Raw genomic sequence first — 20,308 nt, 5'->3', positions numbered from 1 at the left:
ACAATGCCGCCTAACATTTATAAGCGTTAGTGCTTTTTAGCGTAGCTTTCGGCTTCGCGCCAAACACGCATTGTGTTACCGCCTAATAACTTAATAATATCTTTATCAGAGTAGCCGCGATCTAATAAACCTTGCACTAGGTTAGGGTAGCTTGCTACGTCTTTCAAACCGATCGGCAGTGAGTCGCCAACGCCGTCGTAGTCAGAACCAATACCGACGTAATCAATGCCAATTAGTTTTACTACATGGTCAATATGATTCAGCACTTGCTCTAAACTTGCAAACGGGTATGGGTTTTTAGCACTGTATGCTTTTCTGAAATCTTTTACTTGTGAACTATTTTCGCCGAAAGTCTCTTTGGCTTGTTTGCGTGCTGCTTTCATTTTATCGCCCCAAGCACCCGCTGCAGAGGTTACAAAGCTTGAACCAAAGTTAATCTGAATAACACCGCCGTTTTCTTTGAGAGCAAGCAGCATTTTGTCATCCATATTGCGCTCAAAACCCGGCGTATATTTACGCAGTGATGAGTGCGATGCAATCACTGGCACTTCCGATAATTCCATAACTTGATAAAACGCATCGTCTGAAATATGCGAAACATCAATCAGCATGCCGATTTTATTCATTTCTTTTACTAGATCTTTGCCAAACGGGCTTAACCCCTTCCACTTACGACGAATATCATAGGACGAGTCAGAAATATGGTTGCTTTGTGAGTGCGCAAGGGTAATGTAACGCACACCACGGTCAAAGAAATGCTTTAGGTTTGCCATTTCCCCTTCCATTGGCGAGCCGTTTTCCATGCCCATAGCAAGTGACATTAATCCTTGCTTAAACTGTGCTTCAACGTCGGCAGTACTGGTTGCAATAGCAAATTTATCCGGTGCACGTTGTGCTAATGCTTCCATGCCATCAATTAATTGATTGGCTAGTTGATAACTTTTCCCTTTGCCTTCAAATTCGAGGTTTGCTGGAATGTAAATCGACATAAAAGGCACATTTAAACCGCCTTTTACACCTCTAGGATAGTCAAAATCACCACCTTCCGTGGCTTTTGAGACATCATCCCATTTGTGGTAAATGCGGTAAGGTACATCGATATGGGTGTCGATTAATAAGTTCTCTTGTGCGAGTTTTACTGCTTTTTCTGATGCTGTGTATTGGGTTGCACCTGCTGTGAAGGTTGCCATTATGGCACTTGCGATTAAGCTTGTTTTTATTAGATATTTCATAGTGGATTCTGTGTCGTTGTTTTCTTTATTGTGCTTGCTTTAATGAGTAAAGCAATAGAATCGCGATAGAAATGTTGAGAGCTGTTGGTAATCGAAAGTTGTGAGTAAGAAAGTGAAAAGTTAAAAAATAGAAAAGGCGCTGCCTTTTCTATTCATAATCTGGGTGTGATTCAAAGTCACTGGCTGGCATAATATTAATCGTTTCGTGTAATTCAGAAAACACTAATACCGCTGTGCCACTTTTGAGCTGTGCTCTCACTTGCTCAACTTTTAAGTTGAGTGCTGCCTCTTCTTCACCGTAGTCAGTGCCTTCTCGCAGAACAAACTCTTTAATTAAATTAGTCAGAGTATCTGGGTCAATTTGTTCAATCGGAACGATCATTTTAATTTGCCTAAAAGTTGTTGCTGGAAAAAATGGGGAACTTGCTGCTCTAGCCAAAAAATTGGTTTAAATGGGTTTTTACCGCTTATAAAGCCAACATGTCCACCTTGCTTGGAAACCATTAGTTTAACTGCGTTGCTTACGTCTTCTTTTTGCGGAATAGCTTCTTGTGACAACATAGGGTCATCTTTTGCATGAATCACTAAAGTGGGAGTTGTGATGCGTTTTAAATACTGTTTGCCGCTTGATTTTAGGTAGTAATCGGCCGCATCTATAAAACCATGTAATGGGGCTGTTACTTTATTGTCGAATTCCCATAAATCGTAAATGTTTTCTAGTTGCTTTGCCGTTAAATTAATTGATTCTTTAATGTTATCAAGCTTTCTTGCTGTGGACTTTTTTAGCCTATCCAATAAATATTTTTGATAAAGCTTAAAGCAACTTTTTTGAATCACTTTACATGATGATGCTAAGGCAAACGGGGCTGAAACAACGGCTGCGGCATCTAGCTGACATTCGTCTTCATACTCACCTAGGTACTTGGTTAGTACATTGCCACCGAGTGAAAAGCCAACAGCCATTAATGGCTTACTTGGAAAGCGTTGCTTTAATATATTAACTAAAAAATGCAAATCGCTGGTTTCGCCGCTGTGATAGGCGCGTGCCTGCAAATTAGCTTTTTGTCCACAGTTTCTAAAGTGTAATAACACAACATCAAAACCGGCTAAAGTTAAGGCTTTCATCATGCCTTTAGCGTAGAAGCTATCAATATTTCCTTCTAAGCCATGCAGCACAATTGCTAACGGTTTGTCGTCGGCAGCAATATGCTGAGAACTCCAGAGCAGTTGCAGAAAGTCGTGATCGGGCGTAGTGATTTCTTCAATATTGTAATCAACGGTAAGGTTTGGGCGAAAAAAGCGCGGTAAAATGGTTTGTGCGTGCCGATTGGTCATCCACCAAGCTGGCTTAAAGTTTTGATCCATGGCTGTGTACAAAAGAAAAATATTTGCTCAGTGTATCATACCAATTCGCAATTATAATTATTCATTTTGAGGCATTAAATCTGTTGCTAACCGCATTAAAGTTTTTCATGTAGCGCAGCTTTACAGCGAAGTGATTGCCTTGCTACCAGTGCGGTTTTATTGCCTCACACTAGAGCTCTTAATTATCCAAATTGGTATTAGAAAAAATAAAGCACCAAACTAGTTGCCTAGTTTGATGCTTTAGTGCGTCGTGCTTAATTCTAACAGGGTTTTTCAAATGCCGGCCAAAGCCCACATTATCAAATTTTATAAAACTGGTTATGACTCGCTAGGCTGATCGTTCTTAATCTTATTGATAAAGAAGCCTACGTAGAAAAGGCAAAGAACAATAACAACACCTAAAATGCCAAATGATAAAAAGAGCACAGGGTCCTGGAAAAAGTCTCTAAATAAATTGCTCATTGTGTTTCTCCTCTAACGTCAACACGAAAGAGAATAGAATAAGGTGAGCATAATGATCATGACTTAGATCAATATTTATCCCGCGTATTTACGCGTGTTACGCAAGTTGAGTTAATGTTTGATCTAGGTCAGTTTTTGGCACTGCTAAAATGTTTTCTAGGTAGTATTTAAGCGGGCAGGAAGGAAATGAATCGCTTGTTGTTGCGCGATTAAAGGCGTCTACTAGCAATTGCTGCTCTTGCTTTTCAAGCTCTAACTCGGCATTGAGCATATGGGTTCGCAATACTGAGTAATTTTCCATTGTTTGCAACGACTGTTTGAAGTTGGCTCGTATTTGGCGAAGCGGCTGCGTGTAGTTTTGGCTAAATTCCGTAACGTGTGCATGTAATACGGCAATGGTTGAGGTGCTTACGATTATGTTTTGTTGCGAGAGGTATTTAAGTAGTAAGCACAAATTGATATTGGCAGCGTATTTATCTTGCAGCTGTAAAAGCACGCGGCTACGCACGCTTTTACTATAATACTGCAAAGCAAACTGCCAGAGGTTGCTACTCTGCAAATTGGGCTGCAAAGTCAGCTTCCTCTTGTTCAAGTGTTTCGAGCTTTTCAAGCAGGCTTTCTTCAATCTCAATGAGCTGTGGCGCAAGTTTGGCCTGTTCCGCTAGCTGTTTATTAAGTTCTGCCTTATTTTCATCTTGATAGATGCTGGCGTCCGCTAGCGCGCTTTCAACGTTTTGCAGCGCATCACTAACTGTTTCTAACTGCTTTTCAAGTTTTTCAATTTCACGCTTTAATGGCTGCATTTGTTTTCTAAATTCAGCTTCAAGGCGTTTTTGTTCTTTGCGGTTTTGCACCTTGTTAGGTTTGCTTTCAACTGGCGCTGTATCACTTTCAGGTGTTTTAGCAACGTCTTTGTTGGCAAGCCATGCGTAGTAATCTTCAATCTCGTAACCAAGTTGAGTTACTTGACCGCTATCCACTAAATAAAACTGATCTGAAGTGTTTTTTAATAAATGACGATCGTGCGATACCGTAACCATTGCCCCTTCAAATCCTTGCAGTGCCATTACGAGAGCATGACGCATTTCAAGATCTAAGTGGTTGGTTGGTTCATCGAGTAGCAAGATGTTAGGTTTTTGATACACCAATAATGCCAGTACTAAACGCGCTTTTTCGCCACCAGAGAATGGCGCTACAGGCTCAAGCGCTTTGTCGCCATGAAACGCAAAGCAACCAAGAAAGTCTCTTAGTTCTTGCTCTGTCGCTTTGTTATCCAGACGTTGCAAATGCAAAATGGCCGATGCACTTGGGTCGAGCGATTCGAGTTGATGCTGCGCAAAGTAACCAATACGCAAGCCTTGGTGGTGCACAAATTCGCCTGATTGCGCGTTTAACTCGCCTGCTAATAATTTGATTAACGTTGATTTACCCGCGCCGTTTTTACCGAGTAGCGCAATGCGGCTACCTGGAACAAGGTTTAGTTTGATGTCTTGTAAAATGGTGACATCGCCATAACCCGCTTTCACTTTTTCTAAAGAAATAAGTGGGTTTGGTAAGCTGGGTGGCTCTTTAAAACTAAAGTTAAATGGCGAGTCGATATGTGCTGGCGCCAGTTTTTCCATTCGCTCGAGTGCTTTAACACGACTTTGCGCTTGTTTGGCTTTGCTGGCTTTGGCCTTAAAGCGGCGAATAAAGTTTTCTAAGTGCGCTATTTGCTCTTGTTGCTTTTCAAAGTTACTTTGCTGCTGAGCTAGTTTTTCAGCCTTAATGCGCTCAAACTGGCTGTAGTTACCTTTGTAAGTGTGAATTTGCTGCTGATAAACGTGCCAGATTTCGCTGACAATAGCATCTAAGAATTCACGGTCGTGTGATATTAGCACTAATGTACCTGGGTAGGTTTTCAAAAACTTTTCTAGCCAGTAAACCGCATCTAAATCTAAGTGGTTGGTTGGCTCATCCAGCAGTAGTAAATCTGCTTCTTGTAATAACGCTTGGGCAAGGTTTAAGCGCATGCGCCAACCACCCGAAAATGATTTTACCGGCAGAGAAATTTGCTGCTGCGAAAAGCCTAGACCATGCAATAACTCACCTGCTTTGGCTTCAATGTGATAAGCCTGCAGTTCTTCTAAAGCGAGGTGAAGTTCAGCTTGTTTTGCCCCGTCGTTGGTACGTTCGGCTACATGAAGCTGCTCTCGCAGTGCGTAATACTCTTCGTAACCTTGCAGCACATACTCTAGTGCTGAAATATCTAATCCGGGCGTTTCTTGTTTTACTGATGCAATACGCCACTCTTTAGGAATACTACATTCGCCCATATCTGGTGATAGCTCATTGCGAATAAGTGCAAACAGGCTTGATTTACCACAGCCATTATTGCCAACAAGACCTACTTTGTGGCCCGCAAATAAGGTTGCATTGGTATTTTTTAATAGTGGCTTGCCACCACGCAGTAATTCTAGATTAGAGATTTGAATCATTTAGTAAGCATTTTTGAAAACTTTTCTTGCGCTAGTATATCAAGTAATCAGTGTTGTTTGTTAAAATCGCTTTATCAACATTGTGATTAATTTGAAAACCATGAAACAGAAAAAACGTTTTATCGCAGGCGCAACCTGCCCAGAGTGTAAAAAGCAAGATACCATGATGCTATACAAAGAAATGGATGTTGAAAAAGTAGAGTGTGTTGAATGTGGTCATACGATGACGCAGGCTGAAGGCCAAGTTCAAGCGTCTACACGCCAGTTTGAACAAGTAATTGGTGTATTTAAGCCTGAGTGATCAGGCTTAACGTCAATTTAGTAATGCGGTGGCGGGGTTTCATGCTCTTCACCGACTACCGAAGACGGTTTAATTTCTTTTAGCTTTTCACCTACCAACTCAATTTGACGGGTCATTTTTGCCATCGCCATTTGATGCTGCTTTAGCTCGTCATTTAAAATGTCGATAGTTTCATCTTGGTACGCTACCTTTGTTTCAAGTTCGGTAATACGCGCTTCAAGACTGGTTATTTGTTCATTTGCCATGTTTCAGATAAACCGTTAGAACTTTCACTGATAATCTGCCCATTATCGCTAAAAGCGATGTCATATACTACTGCTGATTTTGGGCGCGAGTCTTTGCGCGGTGCTACTTGCCATGTTTGTAGCTCTTTTCCTGAGTTTGCATCCCATAATGCAATGGTGCGAGCCGGCGAACCTGTGAGTAGTTGACTAGCATCAGGGCTAAAGCGCACAGCGCTAAATACTTTTTGTCGCGCTCTGAATTGCAGGTTACTAATTTGTTCGCCTGTTTGTAAGTTCCATACACTTGCTTGTTTTTTACTGTCGGCGGTAAAGGCTCTGCGGCCTTCTCGGTCTAAACTTACTTGGGTTACGCGACTTGGATGATTAAAACGGTGAACTACCTGTGCGCTGCGGGTATCCCACAAATATGCGGTGTAGTCATTTGCACCAGTTAGCGCGTAATAGCCATTGGGTGATAAATCGACGGCGTTAATTTTTTCGGTGTGACCCAAAAATTCGATTCTGCGACCAGTAGTTAGATCGATATGAATTACTTTTCCGTCACCTCGTCCATAAAGCACGTAACGACCGTTATTGCTAACGGCTATATCGCGAATGCTCGATTCTTGAATTTTCCAAAAGCCGATATTCTCACCATTTTCTAAGCTCCAGACAGCAAAATTAGTGCGGTCTGCTGTAACAGCGAACTTATTATCGTCACTAATGTCTATAGCGAGAACGAGGTTGTCTTCGCTTTGTTGGTGGCTCCATTGGTAAAGCAATGCATTGTCATTCAAATTCCATACTGAAATGCCATGATTGATAGAGGAGACAACTGCAAGGCTGCCATTGGAATTAAGAGCCGCTGCGTAACTGCCTTGTACAGCATGTTCTTGCGCATTGTTTGGTACCACATCGTTGTTATCGCACGCCGTTAAGGTAAATAGGATAAAAATTAATAAAGTTATACTAAATGGCTTCATTTTTAATCTAATTTTCCTTAACTCTTAGACTGTGAGAGGTTAGACTAGGACGAGTTTTGAGAACAAGGTAGTTACAGATAATAATTATCGGCGTTGTCTCAGGTTAACGTCTTTGTCGTCATTATTTGTGTTTTACATCGATGTTTGTCAGCCTATCATGTAACTCATTTAATTTTAACTTAGATAATTGTAGATAAAAGGCATTTTATTTGCCGGAGAAAAAGATGAAAAAAGTATTTAAACTTTCATTTGTTGCTGCATCAGTGCTTGCACTTGCTGCATGTAATAAAGAAGCACCGAAAGCTGAAGTAAAATTAGAGACCGAAGTACAAAAACAAGCATATGGCCTTGGCGCTTCAATCGGTGAGTTTGTTAAGAAAGATCTAGAAGGTAAAACTGAAGTTGGTTTTGAACTAGATAAAGCACTTATCGTTGCTGGTTTAGAAGAGTCTCTAGCGGGTAAATCACAGCTAACAGAAGACGAAATTAAAGAGCTTCTAACGAAACTAAATACTGAAGTTGCTGAAAAGCAGCAAGCTGCGGCGCAAGCAAAAGCTGAAGAAGTTAAAGCACAAGGCGTTGCTTTCTTAGCTGAAAACGGCAAAAAAGACGGCGTTGTAACAACTGATTCAGGTCTTCAGTATCAAGTTCTTTCTGAAGGTGAAGGTAAGAAGCCGTTAGCAACAGATACTGTTGAAGTTCACTATAAAGGTACATTAATTGACGGTACTGAGTTTGATAGCTCTTACTCTCACGGTGAGCCAATTACTTTCCCACTAAATCGCGTTATTAAAGGTTGGACTGAAGGTGTTCAACTTATGGCAGAAGGTTCAAAGTACAAGTTCTTTATCCCTTCTGAACTTGCGTACGGCGAGCGTGATCTTGGTAAGATCCCTGCAAACTCAACGCTAATTTTTGAAGTTGAGCTTTTAAAAGTAGTTCAGCCTGAAGCTGAAAAAGAAGCTGCTTCTGAGTAATTTTAATTACCAGTTTTAAAAAGCCACCCAAGTCGGGTGGCTTTTTTATTTGCCTTTGCTGAATTATTGCTCTAAATTAAACTGACTAATCAGTCGGTTTTTTATTAGGTTTAGACGTTTTATGAATTCATCCACCTCACACCCAGTTAACCTTGAGTCTGTCGACGCATCAGCACAACAAGATGTTAATGCAATTGATCTTGAAGCATCATTTTCAACACTAAAACAACAATACCTTACTAATAAACAGCCAAGTTTAATTGAGCGTAAAACCCTACTTAATAGCTTGAAAAATGCGCTGATTGAAAACCAACAAAGTTTGCTAGTTGCATTAAACCGAGACTATGGAAAGCGCCCTGATTTTGATAGTTTGATGGCGGATATATTACCGAGTGTTCAGCATCTTAATTATACCTTAAAGCACTTAAAAACATGGTTAAAACCAGAAAGGCGCAGTGCCGGTTTGCTGCTCGCGCCATCATCCATTTATGTTCACAAACAATCTAAAGGTGTGGTGGGTGTAATTGTGCCTTGGAATTTCCCTGTATTTTTAAGTATTGGGCCAATTGCAACGGCGTTGGCGGCTGGTAATAAAGTAATGGTTAAATTGAGCGAATATACGCCATTTACTAATCAGGTATTACGTAAGATTTTTTCATCGCTAAGCGATAGCGTGACGATTATTGAGGGTGGGCCTGATGTCGCCGCTAAATTTACTCAGCTTCCTTTTGATCATGTGTTTTTTACTGGCTCGACGTCTGTCGGGCGCTTAGTGGCAAAGTCGTGTGCCGAACGATTAATACCGAATACCTTGGAGCTTGGCGGAAAATCTCCGGTAGTGATTACGCCTGATTCTGATTTAGAAAAGGCGGCTGATGCGATTATTCTTGGTAAATCGGTTAATGCGGGTCAAATTTGTGTTGCGCCTGATTACGTGCTTGTTGAACAATCTCAGCATTTAGCATTTTGTCAGACTTATTTAGAAAGATTCGCTGCTTTATATGATGTTGATAAGTTCAATGATGAGTACGGTGCCGTTATCAATTTAGCGCAGTTTGAACGACTGCAAGCATTGTTAGATGACGCAAAAAGTAAAGGCGCTCGGGTGTTATCGCCTAAAGGCTATGAAATTGACGTGCAAAATCGCATTATGCCACCACAATTACTAGTTGATGTGAATGAGCAAATGCTGGCCTGTCAGAATGAAATATTTGGACCTGTGCTGCCCGTAATTGTCTACAGTGAACTTAGCGAAGCGATAAACTATATCAATAGCAAAGCGCGTCCATTGGCACTTTATATTATGTCCAAGGACAAGTTGGCAATTAATCAGATTTTGCAGCAAACACACAGTGGCGGCGTATGTATTAATGATACCTTAATGCATGTGGGGGCTGATGATGCACCATTTGGTGGAATAGGGGAGTCGGGCGTTGGTAATTACCATGGTCGTGAAGGGTTTGAAACGTTTTGCCATAAGCGTACAGTATTAAAAACATCATTATGGTTACCGCGCGTTAAGCTTATTTTAAAATTTAAGGGATTGGCAAAGTCATTATTAACAAAGTTGTTTGTACGTTAAATGGGTAACTCAAAAAAACAAAACTTACTGGACGCGGCATTAACATTATTTGTTGCACAAGGTATCTCTGAAACATCGACCGCGAGCATTGCAAAGCATGCTGGTGTAGCGACGGGAACGTTATTTCATCACTTTGAAAATAAGAAGGTGTTAGTAGAAGCTCTGTATTTAAGTCTGAAGCAGGAGTTGGTGGCAAGTTTACAGTTAAGTAACGCAATCAATAGTAATGAGCAGGCATTAAGTGTGTGGCGAAGCGTAATAAAATGGGGGCTTGATAATCCAGAAAAGTTTTCATTTTTTACTATTTATTATGCTAGTCCATGGCTTGAAATGGACTTTAAACAAGGTGTTTTGAATAGTGTCTTTTATTTTTTGACTGAGTATATTGAATTGCAAAAACAGCAAGGTAACTTTGTGGCTTTGCCAACTGACTTTATTGCAATGCATATTCAACAAAGCCTTATTAATACAGTGCTTTACTTAAGTCACGAGCAGGCAAATATTTTGGATGCTGAGAAGCTTATTGATAATAGCTTCAACACTTGTTTGTTCGGGCTAATCTGCAGAAATTAAAATGGCGTTAATTAACGCCACTTATTCACTGTGATGAGTGTATAGATTCTCAATAAGCTCATCTTCAAGTTCGAAGCGTTGCTCAAGAACTTGACCTAATGTTGAAAGGTCTTCGTCAAACTTAGGCATTAAGCTTTTTTCTTTTGCGTTGGCGTAATCATCGTTAAAGCTAAGTGCTATATCTGTTGAAGCTGAAATTTGCGGATAAAGCGATTGTGCAAGTTTAAGGCTTTCAGGGCCTTTTTCAGCGCATGCCTTCACTAAGTTATCGTAAATCTCAAAATGACCCGCAGATAGGTAGTCCATCAGAATCTGACAAAACTCAAGTATTTCAGACTTTTGCGGTAGCGCTTGGTCGCTTCGTTCATAGGGAGGTAAACCAGCAAGCTTACAGTAAATTACGAGTAAATCTTGACGCTCTTGCAACCAGTTATCGATTGCCGAGTGAGCTCCACCCCATTCTTCTTTGGCTTTTTCTAATCTCGTAAGCATATATTTGTCCCTTTACTTCAATCTAATAGCTATAACAATGAAATCTTGATGAAAGGTCAACTGATTTTTAACATATTTAATTAAGATTAGATTAAGTTGCTGATAGTTATGAGGATTTTTAATATGCTATTTTGTGCTTAGAAAAAGTTCTTTATTTTCAATGTGCATAAAAAGAAAAAACCACCCAATAGGGTGGTTATAAAACTTTTTCTGACTTGATTAATTCAAGTTCTTATTTTTGTATCTATTTTATAACAAACTATTTTCATTTTAACAACGTTAAATTTCAAAAATAGGCGATTAATAGCAAAATAAGGGTAAAAAGATGAATAATTACGCATTTAAAGCGTTAGCGCTTGATCTTTCGCATAGTTAGTTAGCGTTCTAAATGATACAATTCGCGCAGTTTTATTTTTTAGGTTTTACACTACCATGAGTGAATTAAAGAACGATCGCTATTTACGTGCGCTACTTAAACAACCTGTAGATCAAACTCCAGTATGGATGATGCGTCAGGCTGGACGTTATTTACCAGAATACCGTGCAACACGCGCGCAAGCTGGCGACTTTATGAGCTTATGTAAAAATGCTGAATTAGCGTGTGAAGTAACGCTTCAGCCACTACGTCGTTATCCACTGGATGCAGCGATTCTTTTCAGTGATATTCTGACGATCCCTGATGCGATGGGTTTAGGCTTATACTTTGAAACAGGTGAAGGTCCTAAATTTGAACGTCCAATTCAGTCAATGGCCGATGTTGCTAATCTACCTATTCCAGATCCAGAAGATGAACTGGGCTATGTGATGAATGCCGTGCGTACAATTCGCCGTGAATTAAAAGGTGAAGTACCGTTAATTGGTTTCTCAGGTTCGCCTTGGACACTTGCGACTTATATGATTGAAGGTGGTAGCAGTAAAACATTTGGCAAAATTAAAAAAATGGCTTTCTCAGAGCCTGAGATTTTGCACATGCTACTCGATAAGCTTGCTGATTCAGTTATTAGTTACCTTAACGCACAAGTTAAAGCCGGTGCGCAATCGCTGATGATTTTTGATTCATGGGGTGGTGTATTATCGCCGCGCGATTACAAAGAGTTCTCATTAACTTACATGCAGAAAATTGTAGATGGGTTAATTCGTGAAAACGATGGTCGTAAAGTACCTGTTACTCTATTCACTAAGAATGGCGGTTTAAACCTAGAAGCGATCGCAGCAACAGGTTGTGATGCAGTAGGCCTTGATTGGACTGTTGATATTGCTGACGCGCGTCGTCGTATCGGTGATAAAGTAGCGCTACAGGGTAATATGGATCCTGCAATGCTTCATGGTACGCCTGAGCGTATTCGTCAAGAAGTACAGCGCATTCTAGAGGGCTATGGTGACGGAACTGGTCATGTATTTAACTTAGGCCATGGTATTACACCAGAAGTTGACCCTGAAAACGCTGGAGTGTTTATCAACTCGGTAGGTGAACTAAGTAAACAGTACCACAACAAATAATGTACAGAGCCTTGCACTAGCAAGGCTTTTTCTTTATGGCGATTACAGATTCTATTACTTGGCCTGGCAGCGTTGCCAATGCGAAGTTAATTCAACAAGAATTAGCTGCTAAAGTTAAATTAACACCAATGCAAAACCTTGTGCGATACATTGCGGGTATTGATGTTGCATTTCCTAACAAGGGTAAAACAACACGAGCTGCCATTGTGGTGCTCAGCTTTCCTAGTCTAGAAATGGTTGAGCTGACTGTATATGAAGCGCCGACCGTAATTCCATATATTCCTGGTGTATTAAGCTTTCGAGAAGGTGGTGCAATACTAAGTGCGCTTGCGCAACTCAAAACCTTACCTGATGTTTTAATGTTTGATGGTCAGGGTATTGCGCATCCGTTAGGGCTCGGAGTAGCGAGTCATATAGGCGTTATTTTAAATGTACCGACACTAGGCATTGCGAAAAGCTGTTTGGTTGGTAAATTTGATGAGCCGGAGTTAACTAAAGGGTCGATTTCAGATTTGGTGATTAATGATAAAAAGAGTGGTTATGTCGTGCGTTCACGGGATAAGGTGAAGCCGCTTTTTGTTTCGCCTGGTCACTTAATAACAAAAGAGCAAGCTTTACAGCTTGCTCTTCAATGTGTTACTAAATATCGTTTACCAGAGCCAACTCGGCTCGCCGATAAGCTTAGTAAGAATCAGATGTAGTATCAGCCATCATTGATGCTTCACTAAGTTCAATTAACTTAATGTAGTTTTGCGCTGGCCAGCTACGATTATTCGCTTCATTCAGTGCTTGTTGCAGTAACACTTGACCTTCTTGTACACGGCCTAGTTCAGAGTGCGCGCTACCAAGTACTGATAATAGCACTGGGTGATTATTATCAACCGCACGCGCTAACTCTGCATATTTAATTGCACTTTGTGCGTCACGTAACTCAGCAACGTCAGAAAACGCAAGTAAGCGAGAATATTCGATCATTGCCGGTAAATACTGGCTATGCGCTGCGGTTTTTAGCATTTCAGCAGCGGTTTCAACATCATAATGAATGCTGCCGTAATTTAGCATGATACGTGCTAGTTGATATTGCGCGCGTTCATTGCCTGACTCTGAAGCACGTTGTAACCAGTTAAATGCTTTTTCTTCATCAGGTTGGCAACCTTCACCATTTTCAAAACAGTGCATTAAGCGCATTTGTGCATCATGATTGCCATTAATAGCGGCTTTGTAATACCAATCGATATGCTCGTTTTCTGATGCTTTTTCAAGTACACCGTGTTCTAACATTAATGCATAGCGATTTTGTGCAACACTGTTACCTTTATCTGCAAGCTCGACAAGCTTGGTTTTGTATTCAGTAAGTGCGCGCTCAAATTCACGTTTAACTTTGCTATTTTCAGAGCCAAGCGTAAATGAAGCAACCAGATCAAATACGCGACGCGGTTCACCTGTTGGGCTTACATCTGGCTCGAATTTCCATTTTTTCACTGCTTCTAAAGCAGCTTCGTCGATAACACCTTTTGGAAATGATGCTAGAATTCGGCTATCTTCAACGACCCCACTTTCGTTGACATTATAGCCAATTGTTACCCAAGCTTTAGACGCTGAACGAGTGTTGCCATCGATTTCAGGTTCTACACGTTCTAATAATTTAGCGCGCTCAGGAAAGAAATTGGTATGCTTTGAAATAGGCGCATAGCGTAAATCATGAAGCTTTTTACCAAAGCTATCTTTTAAGTCGATATATGCTTCTTTTGCTTCACGGCGCGAAGGTACTTGCTTACGCAATTCGCGATATTTGTCTTGCGCTTGTGGGTGGCCAAAATCTTTAGCTAATAAGTACCAAGCGTAGGCTTTGGTAATATCTTTTTCGACGCCTTGACCATTTAAATAGGCAGTTGCGAGATCGTATTGCGCATTAACATGACCAAGTTTTGCAATCTTGGTTAGTTCGCTCACATATTTTTCAACATCTCCCTGTTTTTCATAATACTTTGCAGTTGAATAGTCCGCAAAACTGCTTACAGAAAACAAAGATAGTGCTGAGGCAAGTAATAGAGTGGGGGTTTTCATACTTAACAGCCTATTATTATTTTTTTAGGCTTTTAAGTTTACAATAATTTTACACGATCTCAAGCATTAGTTTAAAAAAGCGGCACTTTATGTGAATGTTTGTAATAAACCTGACATAAAGTGCCTTTTTGCTTTATTTAATTAACCGATTCAATCCGTTAAGGGCAGCTACTCGATAAGCTTCTGCCATGGTTGGGTAGTTAAATGTTGTATTAACAAAGTATTCTATGGTGTTGCCACCATTTTTTTGTTCCATTACTGCTTGCCCAATGTGAATGATCTCAGCGGCACGCTCACCAAACACGTGAATACCTAAAATCTCTTTTGTTTCGATATGGAATAGGATTTTTAGACTACCAACTTCTGTACCGGCAATTTGTGCACGAGCTAAGTGCTTAAACTGTGCGCGACCAACCTCATAAGGTACTTTTGCTGCCGTTAACTCTTGCTCAGAGCGGCCAACGGAACTAATTTCTGGAATAGTATAAATACCGCTTGGAATATCACGAATTAGTTTCTTATTACATTCGCCAGTGGTGATGGCATCTGCTGCGATTCGACCTTGATCAAATGCCGCACTTGCAAGGCTTGGGTAACCAATTACATCGCCAACTGCGTATACATTTTCCACTTCAGTTTGATAGTTTTCATTTACTTTCAAATTGCCTCGGCTATCTGAGCTTAAACCAATCGCTGATAAGTTAAGCTTGTCGGTGTTACCTGTTCGGCCGTTGGCAAACAGTAGGCAGTCAGCTTGCATTTTTTTACCTGATTGCATATGCATAATGACGCAATCATCGCGGGTTTCTACTTTTTTAAACTCTTCGTTATGGCGAATTAAAATACCGCTATTCCAAAAGTGGTAACTTAATGAATCAGATGTTTCTGCATCAAGGAAAGCGAGTAGGCGATCACGGGTGTTTATGAGATCTACTTTTGCGCCTAGGCCGCGAAAAATAGAAGCGTACTCACAGCCAATCACACCTGCACCGTAAATAATAATGTGACGAGGGTCGTGCTTGAGGCCCAAAATGGTATCGCTGTCGTAAACGCGTTTATGATTAAAGTCGATTTCAGCAGGGCGATAAGGGCGAGAGCCCGTCGCAATGACAATTGTTTGCGCTGATAATGACTCGCTCGAACCGTCGTCTTTTAAAATTGAAATCGTATTTTTATCAACAAAGCTCGCCTCGCCATGAATTAGTGTAATACGGTTACGATCATAAAAGCTGGTGCGTAAATTGACCTGCTTTGAAATTACGTTACTCGCATGATCTAAAATATCTGGGTAGGTCATGCGCTCTCTGTGAGCTTGTGAATTAAACAGCGGGTTTGAATTAAACTCAATCAAGCGACTAACCGAGTGGCGCAGTGCTTTTGATGGAATTGTACCCCAGTGAGCACAACCACCACCTACTTTAGGTTGTTTTTCAACAACCGCTACGCGCTTGCCACTTTTCGCAAGGTTCATAGCCGTACCCTCACCACCAGGGCCAGTACCAATTATAATGGCATCATAATCATACTGTTTTTTAGTCGCTTGTTTTTTTGTCACAGAGTGTTCCTTTAACTAGTTTATTGCGAGCCCTTTAATTAAGGCTTTGTTTAACGCCAGCCAGTTTTGTTGTTGGTTTATTAAAGACGCTTTAATGTCATTATACTGCTTTTTCAATTGTGATTGCTCACATTGCTGTATCACTTTGTTTTTGCGCATCTCTAGTAAGCGTTTTCTTACTTTATAATAGTGCTGTATTTTACTTAATAACAACTCATATTCGTGCTGCAGTTTATCTAATTGCACATGACTGTCTTGCTTTTCAAGCAAGGTGCGCTTGGTTTTTTCCATTAAAGTTGCCGCTTTTGCACGTTCAATTCGCTCTTGCGGTGTTTTGCGTAACTTTGAGGCTAATCCCAAAAATGACAGTGATTTTATCAGCCATTTTGTCGGATCGTAATGCCACCATCGGATACCATTGCGGTAATCAGATGCAAAAATATGATGGAAGTTGTGATACCCTTCTCCGTACGTGAATAACGCTAAAAAGCCATTGTCGCGGGCGGTGTTTGATTCCGTATACGGGCGAGAACCCCAAATATGTGCCAGTGAATTAATGAAAAAGGTGAAGTGTTGGCTCAGTACTAAACGTAATAAACCCGCAAGAAGTAACATTCCCCATACATTGCCAAACACCAAACCAAGCACTAGTGGGATACCAAAGTTGGTAATCAGGGTAAGCGCCAAATAATGTTTATGTTGCCACATTACAATACGATTTTTTTGTAAATCTCGGCAGTTTGCATAGTCGTTGTATCTATGTGCTTGATATTCGCGCAGCATCCAACCAATGTGGCTGTACCAAAACCCACGAGTCGCTGCGTAAGGATCGTGTTCAGCGTCATCAACTTTACCATGATGTAAGCGGTGATCTGAACTCCAATGTAAGGCGCTATTTTGAATAGAGAACGCCCCGCCGATGGCAAAAATAAACTCAATCACAGGATGGGTTTCATAAGTTTTGTGCGCCCATAAACGGTGATAACCGGCAGTAATTGATAAACCGCAATAAAACATACACGCAATAAATGCGATCCAGTTTGCGCTACTGTAGCCATACGCTAAACCGTACCAAGGCACGATGGTAACAGCAGCCAAAAAAGTGATGGTAAAAAAGAGGGTATTAAGCCAAATAATAGGTGGTTTTTTCATTCTTAAAAATCTCAGCGTACACTTGTACGCTAAAATAGTTTTATATGGCCTTTTTATCAAGTGAATTCGACAAAATTCATAAATATTTTTTCTGTGGTAAACTGCGTGCAAATTAGATGGGGGACGTATGTCGGGTATTCGCGCACAACAAAAAGAAAAGACAAGACAGGCTTTAATTGCAGCGGCTTTTAACCAGCTAAGTGCTGAGCATAGCTTTTCTAATCTAAGTTTACGTGAGGTCGCACGTGAAGCAGGAATTGCACCTACATCTTTTTATCGCCACTTTAAAGATATGAATGAGCTTGGGTTAACCTTAGTTGATGAAGCAGGCTTGATGTTGCGTCAATTGATGCGTCAGGCTCGCCGTCGAATTGAAAGCGGTGGCAGTATTATTAATATATCTGTGTTGACGTTTATGGAGTTTATTGATGAGTCGAGTAACCAGTTCCGTTTATTATTGCGAGAGCGTTCGGGTACATCAAAAGCTTTCAGGGCGGCAGTTGCACGTGAAATTAAGCACTTTATTCTAGAACTCGCGCATTATTTAGAAAATGAGACTGGTTGTGATGCTAATCATGCGTATATACAAGCAGAAGCAATGGTTACGTTAGTATTTAACGCAGGCGCTGAAGCGCTTGATCTCACTAAGCCACAGCGTGAGCAACTCACCGAGCGTATTATTTGGCAATTGCGTTATATTGCTAAAGGGGCATCAAGCTATACCAAAGAAAAAAAAGCAGCTAAATAGCTGCTTTTTTTGTGATGAATGTTTTACTTGCGCGTAAGAAATACGCCGGACTCAATATGATGGGTATACGGGAACTGATCAAAAATGGCAAAACGCGCGATGGTATGAGTTTCAGTTAGTTGCTGCAAATCTCTTTCCAGCGTATCTGGGTTACATGAAATATAGATAATGTTGTCATACCCTTGCACTAAATCAGTGGTGTCTTTATCTAAACCTGCACGTGGCGGATCAACTAATATACTTTGACAGTTGTAACTTTTAAGGTCGATTCCATTTAAGCGGGAAAACTCTTTTTCACCATTCATTGCCATGGTGAACTCTTCACTCGACATACGGATTATATCGAGGTTGTTGATTTTGTTTTCGGCAATATTAAATTGCGCGGACTTAACCGAAGACTTGGAAATCTCGGTGGCAAGTACGCGATTAAAGCTTGGCGCTAATGCAATTGAAAAGTTACCGTTACCACAATAAAGTTCCAGCAAGTCGTTCTTAAGTGGTTTTGAGACATCGATTGCCCACTCGAGCATTTGCTCGTTTAGCTTGCCGTTTGGCTGAGTAAAGCTGTTTTCAACTTGCTGATAAACAAGTTCACGATTATCTACATTCAGCTTTTCGATGACATATTCTTCACCAAGCACAATTTTTTGCTTGCGCGCTCGGCCAATAAAATCGATATCAAACTCTTCTTTTAGTAACGCCTTTAGTTTATTAGCCTCGTTTACCCATTCGTCATCAAGTTGCTTGTGATAAATCAAGCTAACAAGAATTTGCCCGCTCAATGTCGACAAATAATCAATTTGGAAGAGTTTACGACGTAAAATTTCATTCGGCTTTAGCAGATCTAACAAACGTGGCATTAATTCACAAATTAATGGTGCTGCAGGATCAAACTGATCAACTCTGATTTTTTCTTTTGTTTCTGGGTCAAACATAATGTGAAATAAATCTTCACCTTCATGCCACACGCGAAACTCAGCACGTTGTCTGTAATTTTTTGCTTCAGACGCAAATACTTCTAATTTTGGCGCGTTAAACTGCGCGAATTGTTGGCTGATACGTTGTTCTTTTTCAGCAAGTTGTTCGTCGTATTGTGAAGTATCAATTTGAATTACAGGCATATGCTTTTTAACCTCTAGTGTGCGAGTCGCGCTATTGTAGGTTGTGGTTTTTCTTTGTCCAGTTATAGCATAGAAAAAATGTGACATACTTATACTGACTCACTTAAATAGCTAATCATTTACGCGGGCTTTTTTGATTGCTAATCACGTTGTTATTTATCGATTTAGAAGGGCTATATCAGAAAACTCCGCCTTAGCAACATCGAATAACATACTTAAGTAAGTGGGCATTACCTTTATATAAAGAGAACGAATAGTGCTTAAATTAATAATTAACACTTAAGTTGTTCACTATTTGGTCGATAAGTAGGCATTCTGAAATGGAGGCAATGATTATGAAAGTGGGTGGATTGGGGTATCAACCCGAAAACAAGTATGGTTTTTCTCAAAATAAACCAAACGAAATAGCACAAAACGCATCGTCTAAAGATGTTTTTACCATGTCTCAACGAGTAACAATTGCAAGCCAGATCTCGTATCAGAAAATGATGGGATCAATGCCATTTGAAAGTAAAGTTGAGCCTACCAAGCCTGAAGAGTTATTCGACTTTGAAGAAATTGCAAAGAATGTATTATCTTTTGTTAAAGGCGCTATTTTAGGTGCGAAAGCAGACGGAGCTGATAATGACAAGCTTACCAACATGTTTGAGCAAGCACGCAAAGGCGTCGAACAAGGAATTGGAGAGGCTGTTGAGGAATTAAAAGACAGTGAGTTGTATACCGACGAAATTGAGCAAGGTATTGAGAAAAGTCGAGAGTTGATTTTTGACGGTTTGGATGAGTTTGAGCAATCGATATTCAACCCAGACAAAAAGGGTCCTTCTGATGCCGCTTTTAATGGTCAAAACTTTTATCAGTTAGATAATGGTGCAAGCTTTGAAATTAAAACAGCTGAAGGTGATATTATTAAGCTTACTTATAATAGCCAGTTCAGTTCATCAGAGCAGTTATCATATAACAAGAGCGAAGAAGGCGAGTCGTTGAGTTATTCGTCTTCTCAGTCAAGTTCACAAGCTTACTCATTTTCAGTCGAAGGTGATTTGAATGAAGATGAAGTAGCAGCAATTAATGAGCTTATGTCAGATTTGCAAGAAGTTAGTAACGAGTTCTTTAATGGCTCGCTTGATGAAGCGTTTGAGCAAGCAAAAAATCTAAACTTGGACTCTCCACAATTGGTGGCTATGTCGATGAACTTGCAGCAAACAGAAGTTAGAGCAAGTGTGCGAGAGTACCAAACGAGGCAACCAGGTCGAGAAATTGCTAAGCAATTTGAACCAATAAATGAAGGTCTAAAAGAAAGCTATGACAAAGCGAAGCCACTCAATATTGAGAATCAATTGACGCAATTATTAACTTGGTTGAATCAACAGCAGGCTAATAAAGAGAGTCTGTTGGATTACAGTACTAGCTTTTTTGAACAGCTAAATCAAAAGCAACAAAAAGAAAGCTAGGCCATCGCTTGTGAATTAAAAAATCTATGGCAAACTACTCGGGTTA

General features: G+C 40.4%; 21 protein-coding genes. 8 read left to right on the top strand and 13 right to left on the bottom strand.

What is annotated here, in order from left to right; all coding sequences use genetic code 11:
• Positions 1-26 precede the first annotated feature (26 nt).
• The 6 genes from AC2IOM_RS03320 to AC2IOM_RS03295 form a co-directional block, all read right to left on the bottom strand.
• Positions 27-1,232, bottom strand: coding sequence for a dipeptidase (locus tag AC2IOM_RS03320; RefSeq protein ID WP_010562187.1), 1,206 nt, complete (start codon positions 1,230-1,232; stop codon positions 27-29).
• A gap of 148 nt (positions 1,233-1,380) precedes the next feature.
• The gene (locus AC2IOM_RS03315; protein WP_100912445.1) at positions 1,381-1,614 is read right to left on the bottom strand and encodes a YheU family protein; all 234 of its coding nucleotides are present in this window, start codon (positions 1,612-1,614) and stop codon (positions 1,381-1,383) included.
• Positions 1,611-2,597, bottom strand: a complete 987-nt coding sequence (locus AC2IOM_RS03310; RefSeq protein WP_486359121.1) for a hydrolase — start codon at positions 2,595-2,597, stop codon at positions 1,611-1,613. The genes AC2IOM_RS03315 and AC2IOM_RS03310 overlap by 4 nt, the downstream gene beginning before the upstream one ends.
• A gap of 318 nt (positions 2,598-2,915) precedes the next feature.
• Positions 2,916-3,059: a DUF3149 domain-containing protein gene (locus tag AC2IOM_RS03305; RefSeq protein WP_010562184.1), complete on the bottom strand. Its 144-nt coding sequence runs from the start codon at positions 3,057-3,059 to the stop codon at positions 2,916-2,918.
• Between the two features lie 97 nt (positions 3,060-3,156).
• Positions 3,157-3,618: a TIGR02444 family protein gene (locus AC2IOM_RS03300; RefSeq protein ID WP_486359120.1), complete on the bottom strand. Its 462-nt coding sequence runs from the start codon at positions 3,616-3,618 to the stop codon at positions 3,157-3,159.
• Positions 3,608-5,536 (bottom strand): ATP-binding cassette domain-containing protein, encoded by a 1,929-nt coding sequence (locus AC2IOM_RS03295; protein ID WP_486359119.1) that lies wholly within the window; start codon positions 5,534-5,536, stop codon positions 3,608-3,610. The genes AC2IOM_RS03300 and AC2IOM_RS03295 overlap by 11 nt, the downstream gene beginning before the upstream one ends.
• A 100-nt stretch (positions 5,537-5,636) precedes the next feature.
• Here AC2IOM_RS03295 and AC2IOM_RS03290 point away from each other — a divergent pair, with 100 nt between their 5' ends.
• On the top strand, positions 5,637-5,837 hold the full coding sequence (locus AC2IOM_RS03290) for a YheV family putative zinc ribbon protein (RefSeq protein ID WP_010562181.1): 201 nt from the start codon (positions 5,637-5,639) through the stop codon (positions 5,835-5,837).
• Positions 5,838-5,854: 17 nt separating this feature from the next.
• Here the strand turns inward: AC2IOM_RS03290 and AC2IOM_RS03285 are convergent, their stop codons facing one another.
• Together AC2IOM_RS03285 and AC2IOM_RS03280 are read right to left on the bottom strand one after the other, a co-directional pair.
• The gene (locus AC2IOM_RS03285) at positions 5,855-6,067 is read right to left on the bottom strand and encodes a SlyX family protein (RefSeq protein ID WP_486359547.1); all 213 of its coding nucleotides are present in this window, start codon (positions 6,065-6,067) and stop codon (positions 5,855-5,857) included.
• Positions 6,064-7,044: a WD40 repeat domain-containing protein gene (locus AC2IOM_RS03280; protein WP_486359118.1), complete on the bottom strand. Its 981-nt coding sequence runs from the start codon at positions 7,042-7,044 to the stop codon at positions 6,064-6,066. The genes AC2IOM_RS03285 and AC2IOM_RS03280 overlap by 4 nt, the downstream gene beginning before the upstream one ends.
• 224 nt (positions 7,045-7,268) lie before the next feature.
• Here AC2IOM_RS03280 and fkpA point away from each other — a divergent pair, with 224 nt between their 5' ends.
• The 3 genes from fkpA (at position 7,269) to AC2IOM_RS03265 (ending at position 10,176) form a co-directional block, all read left to right on the top strand.
• The gene (gene fkpA / locus AC2IOM_RS03275) at positions 7,269-8,021 is read left to right on the top strand and encodes an FKBP-type peptidyl-prolyl cis-trans isomerase (RefSeq protein ID WP_486359117.1); all 753 of its coding nucleotides are present in this window, start codon (positions 7,269-7,271) and stop codon (positions 8,019-8,021) included.
• Positions 8,022-8,142: 121 nt separating this feature from the next.
• Entirely contained in the window at positions 8,143-9,603 is a 1,461-nt protein-coding gene (locus AC2IOM_RS03270) for a coniferyl aldehyde dehydrogenase (protein ID WP_486359116.1), read from the top strand.
• Positions 9,604-10,176 (top strand): TetR/AcrR family transcriptional regulator, encoded by a 573-nt coding sequence (locus AC2IOM_RS03265; RefSeq protein ID WP_486359115.1) that lies wholly within the window; start codon positions 9,604-9,606, stop codon positions 10,174-10,176.
• Between the two features lie 21 nt (positions 10,177-10,197).
• On the opposite strand, the gene AC2IOM_RS03260 is transcribed toward AC2IOM_RS03265, so the two are convergent.
• Positions 10,198-10,668 carry an Rsd/AlgQ family anti-sigma factor gene (locus tag AC2IOM_RS03260; protein WP_010562175.1) on the bottom strand — a complete coding sequence of 157 codons (471 nt, stop codon included), beginning with the start codon at positions 10,666-10,668 and terminating at the stop codon, positions 10,198-10,200.
• Positions 10,669-11,100: 432 nt separating this feature from the next.
• Here AC2IOM_RS03260 and hemE point away from each other — a divergent pair, with 432 nt between their 5' ends.
• Together hemE and nfi are read left to right on the top strand one after the other, a co-directional pair.
• A complete protein-coding gene (gene hemE, locus AC2IOM_RS03255) occupies positions 11,101-12,168 on the top strand; it encodes a uroporphyrinogen decarboxylase (protein ID WP_010562174.1) in 1,068 nt (355 codons plus the stop codon).
• Positions 12,169-12,203: 35 nt separating this feature from the next.
• On the top strand, positions 12,204-12,869 hold the full coding sequence (gene nfi / locus AC2IOM_RS03250; RefSeq protein WP_486359114.1) for a deoxyribonuclease V: 666 nt from the start codon (positions 12,204-12,206) through the stop codon (positions 12,867-12,869).
• Here the strand turns inward: nfi and AC2IOM_RS03245 are convergent.
• The 3 genes from AC2IOM_RS03245 to AC2IOM_RS03235 all read right to left on the bottom strand — a co-directional run bounded on the left by AC2IOM_RS03245 (position 12,850) and on the right by AC2IOM_RS03235 (position 16,942).
• Positions 12,850-14,235, bottom strand: a complete 1,386-nt coding sequence (locus AC2IOM_RS03245; protein ID WP_138634861.1) for a TonB family protein — start codon at positions 14,233-14,235, stop codon at positions 12,850-12,852. The genes nfi and AC2IOM_RS03245 overlap by 20 nt on opposite strands.
• Positions 14,236-14,368: 133 nt before the next feature.
• Positions 14,369-15,790 carry a Si-specific NAD(P)(+) transhydrogenase gene (gene sthA / locus AC2IOM_RS03240; RefSeq protein ID WP_100912454.1) on the bottom strand — a complete coding sequence of 474 codons (1,422 nt, stop codon included), beginning with the start codon at positions 15,788-15,790 and terminating at the stop codon, positions 14,369-14,371.
• A 15-nt stretch (positions 15,791-15,805) separates the two neighbouring features.
• Positions 15,806-16,942: an acyl-CoA desaturase gene (locus AC2IOM_RS03235; RefSeq protein ID WP_486359113.1), complete on the bottom strand. Its 1,137-nt coding sequence runs from the start codon at positions 16,940-16,942 to the stop codon at positions 15,806-15,808.
• Positions 16,943-17,069: 127 nt separating this feature from the next.
• Here AC2IOM_RS03235 and fabR point away from each other — a divergent pair, with 127 nt between their 5' ends.
• A complete protein-coding gene (fabR, locus tag AC2IOM_RS03230; protein ID WP_100912456.1) occupies positions 17,070-17,690 on the top strand; it encodes an HTH-type transcriptional repressor FabR in 621 nt (206 codons plus the stop codon).
• 23 nt (positions 17,691-17,713) lie between these two features.
• Here fabR and trmA read toward each other — a convergent pair whose 3' ends face one another.
• The gene (trmA, locus tag AC2IOM_RS03225) at positions 17,714-18,811 is read right to left on the bottom strand and encodes a tRNA (uridine(54)-C5)-methyltransferase TrmA (protein ID WP_486359112.1); all 1,098 of its coding nucleotides are present in this window, start codon (positions 18,809-18,811) and stop codon (positions 17,714-17,716) included.
• A gap of 320 nt (positions 18,812-19,131) precedes the next feature.
• On the opposite strand from trmA, the gene AC2IOM_RS03220 reads away from it, so the two are divergent.
• Complete coding sequence (locus AC2IOM_RS03220) at positions 19,132-20,262, top strand: DUF5610 domain-containing protein (RefSeq protein ID WP_486359111.1); 1,131 nt, start codon at positions 19,132-19,134, stop codon at positions 20,260-20,262.
• The last annotated feature ends 46 nt before the right edge of the window (positions 20,263-20,308 follow it).

The organism is Pseudoalteromonas sp. NS-SX12 (genome assembly GCF_057367955.1).
The sequence above is the reverse complement of the archived record's forward strand: the minus strand, read 5'-3'. Positions and strand labels throughout refer to the sequence as shown.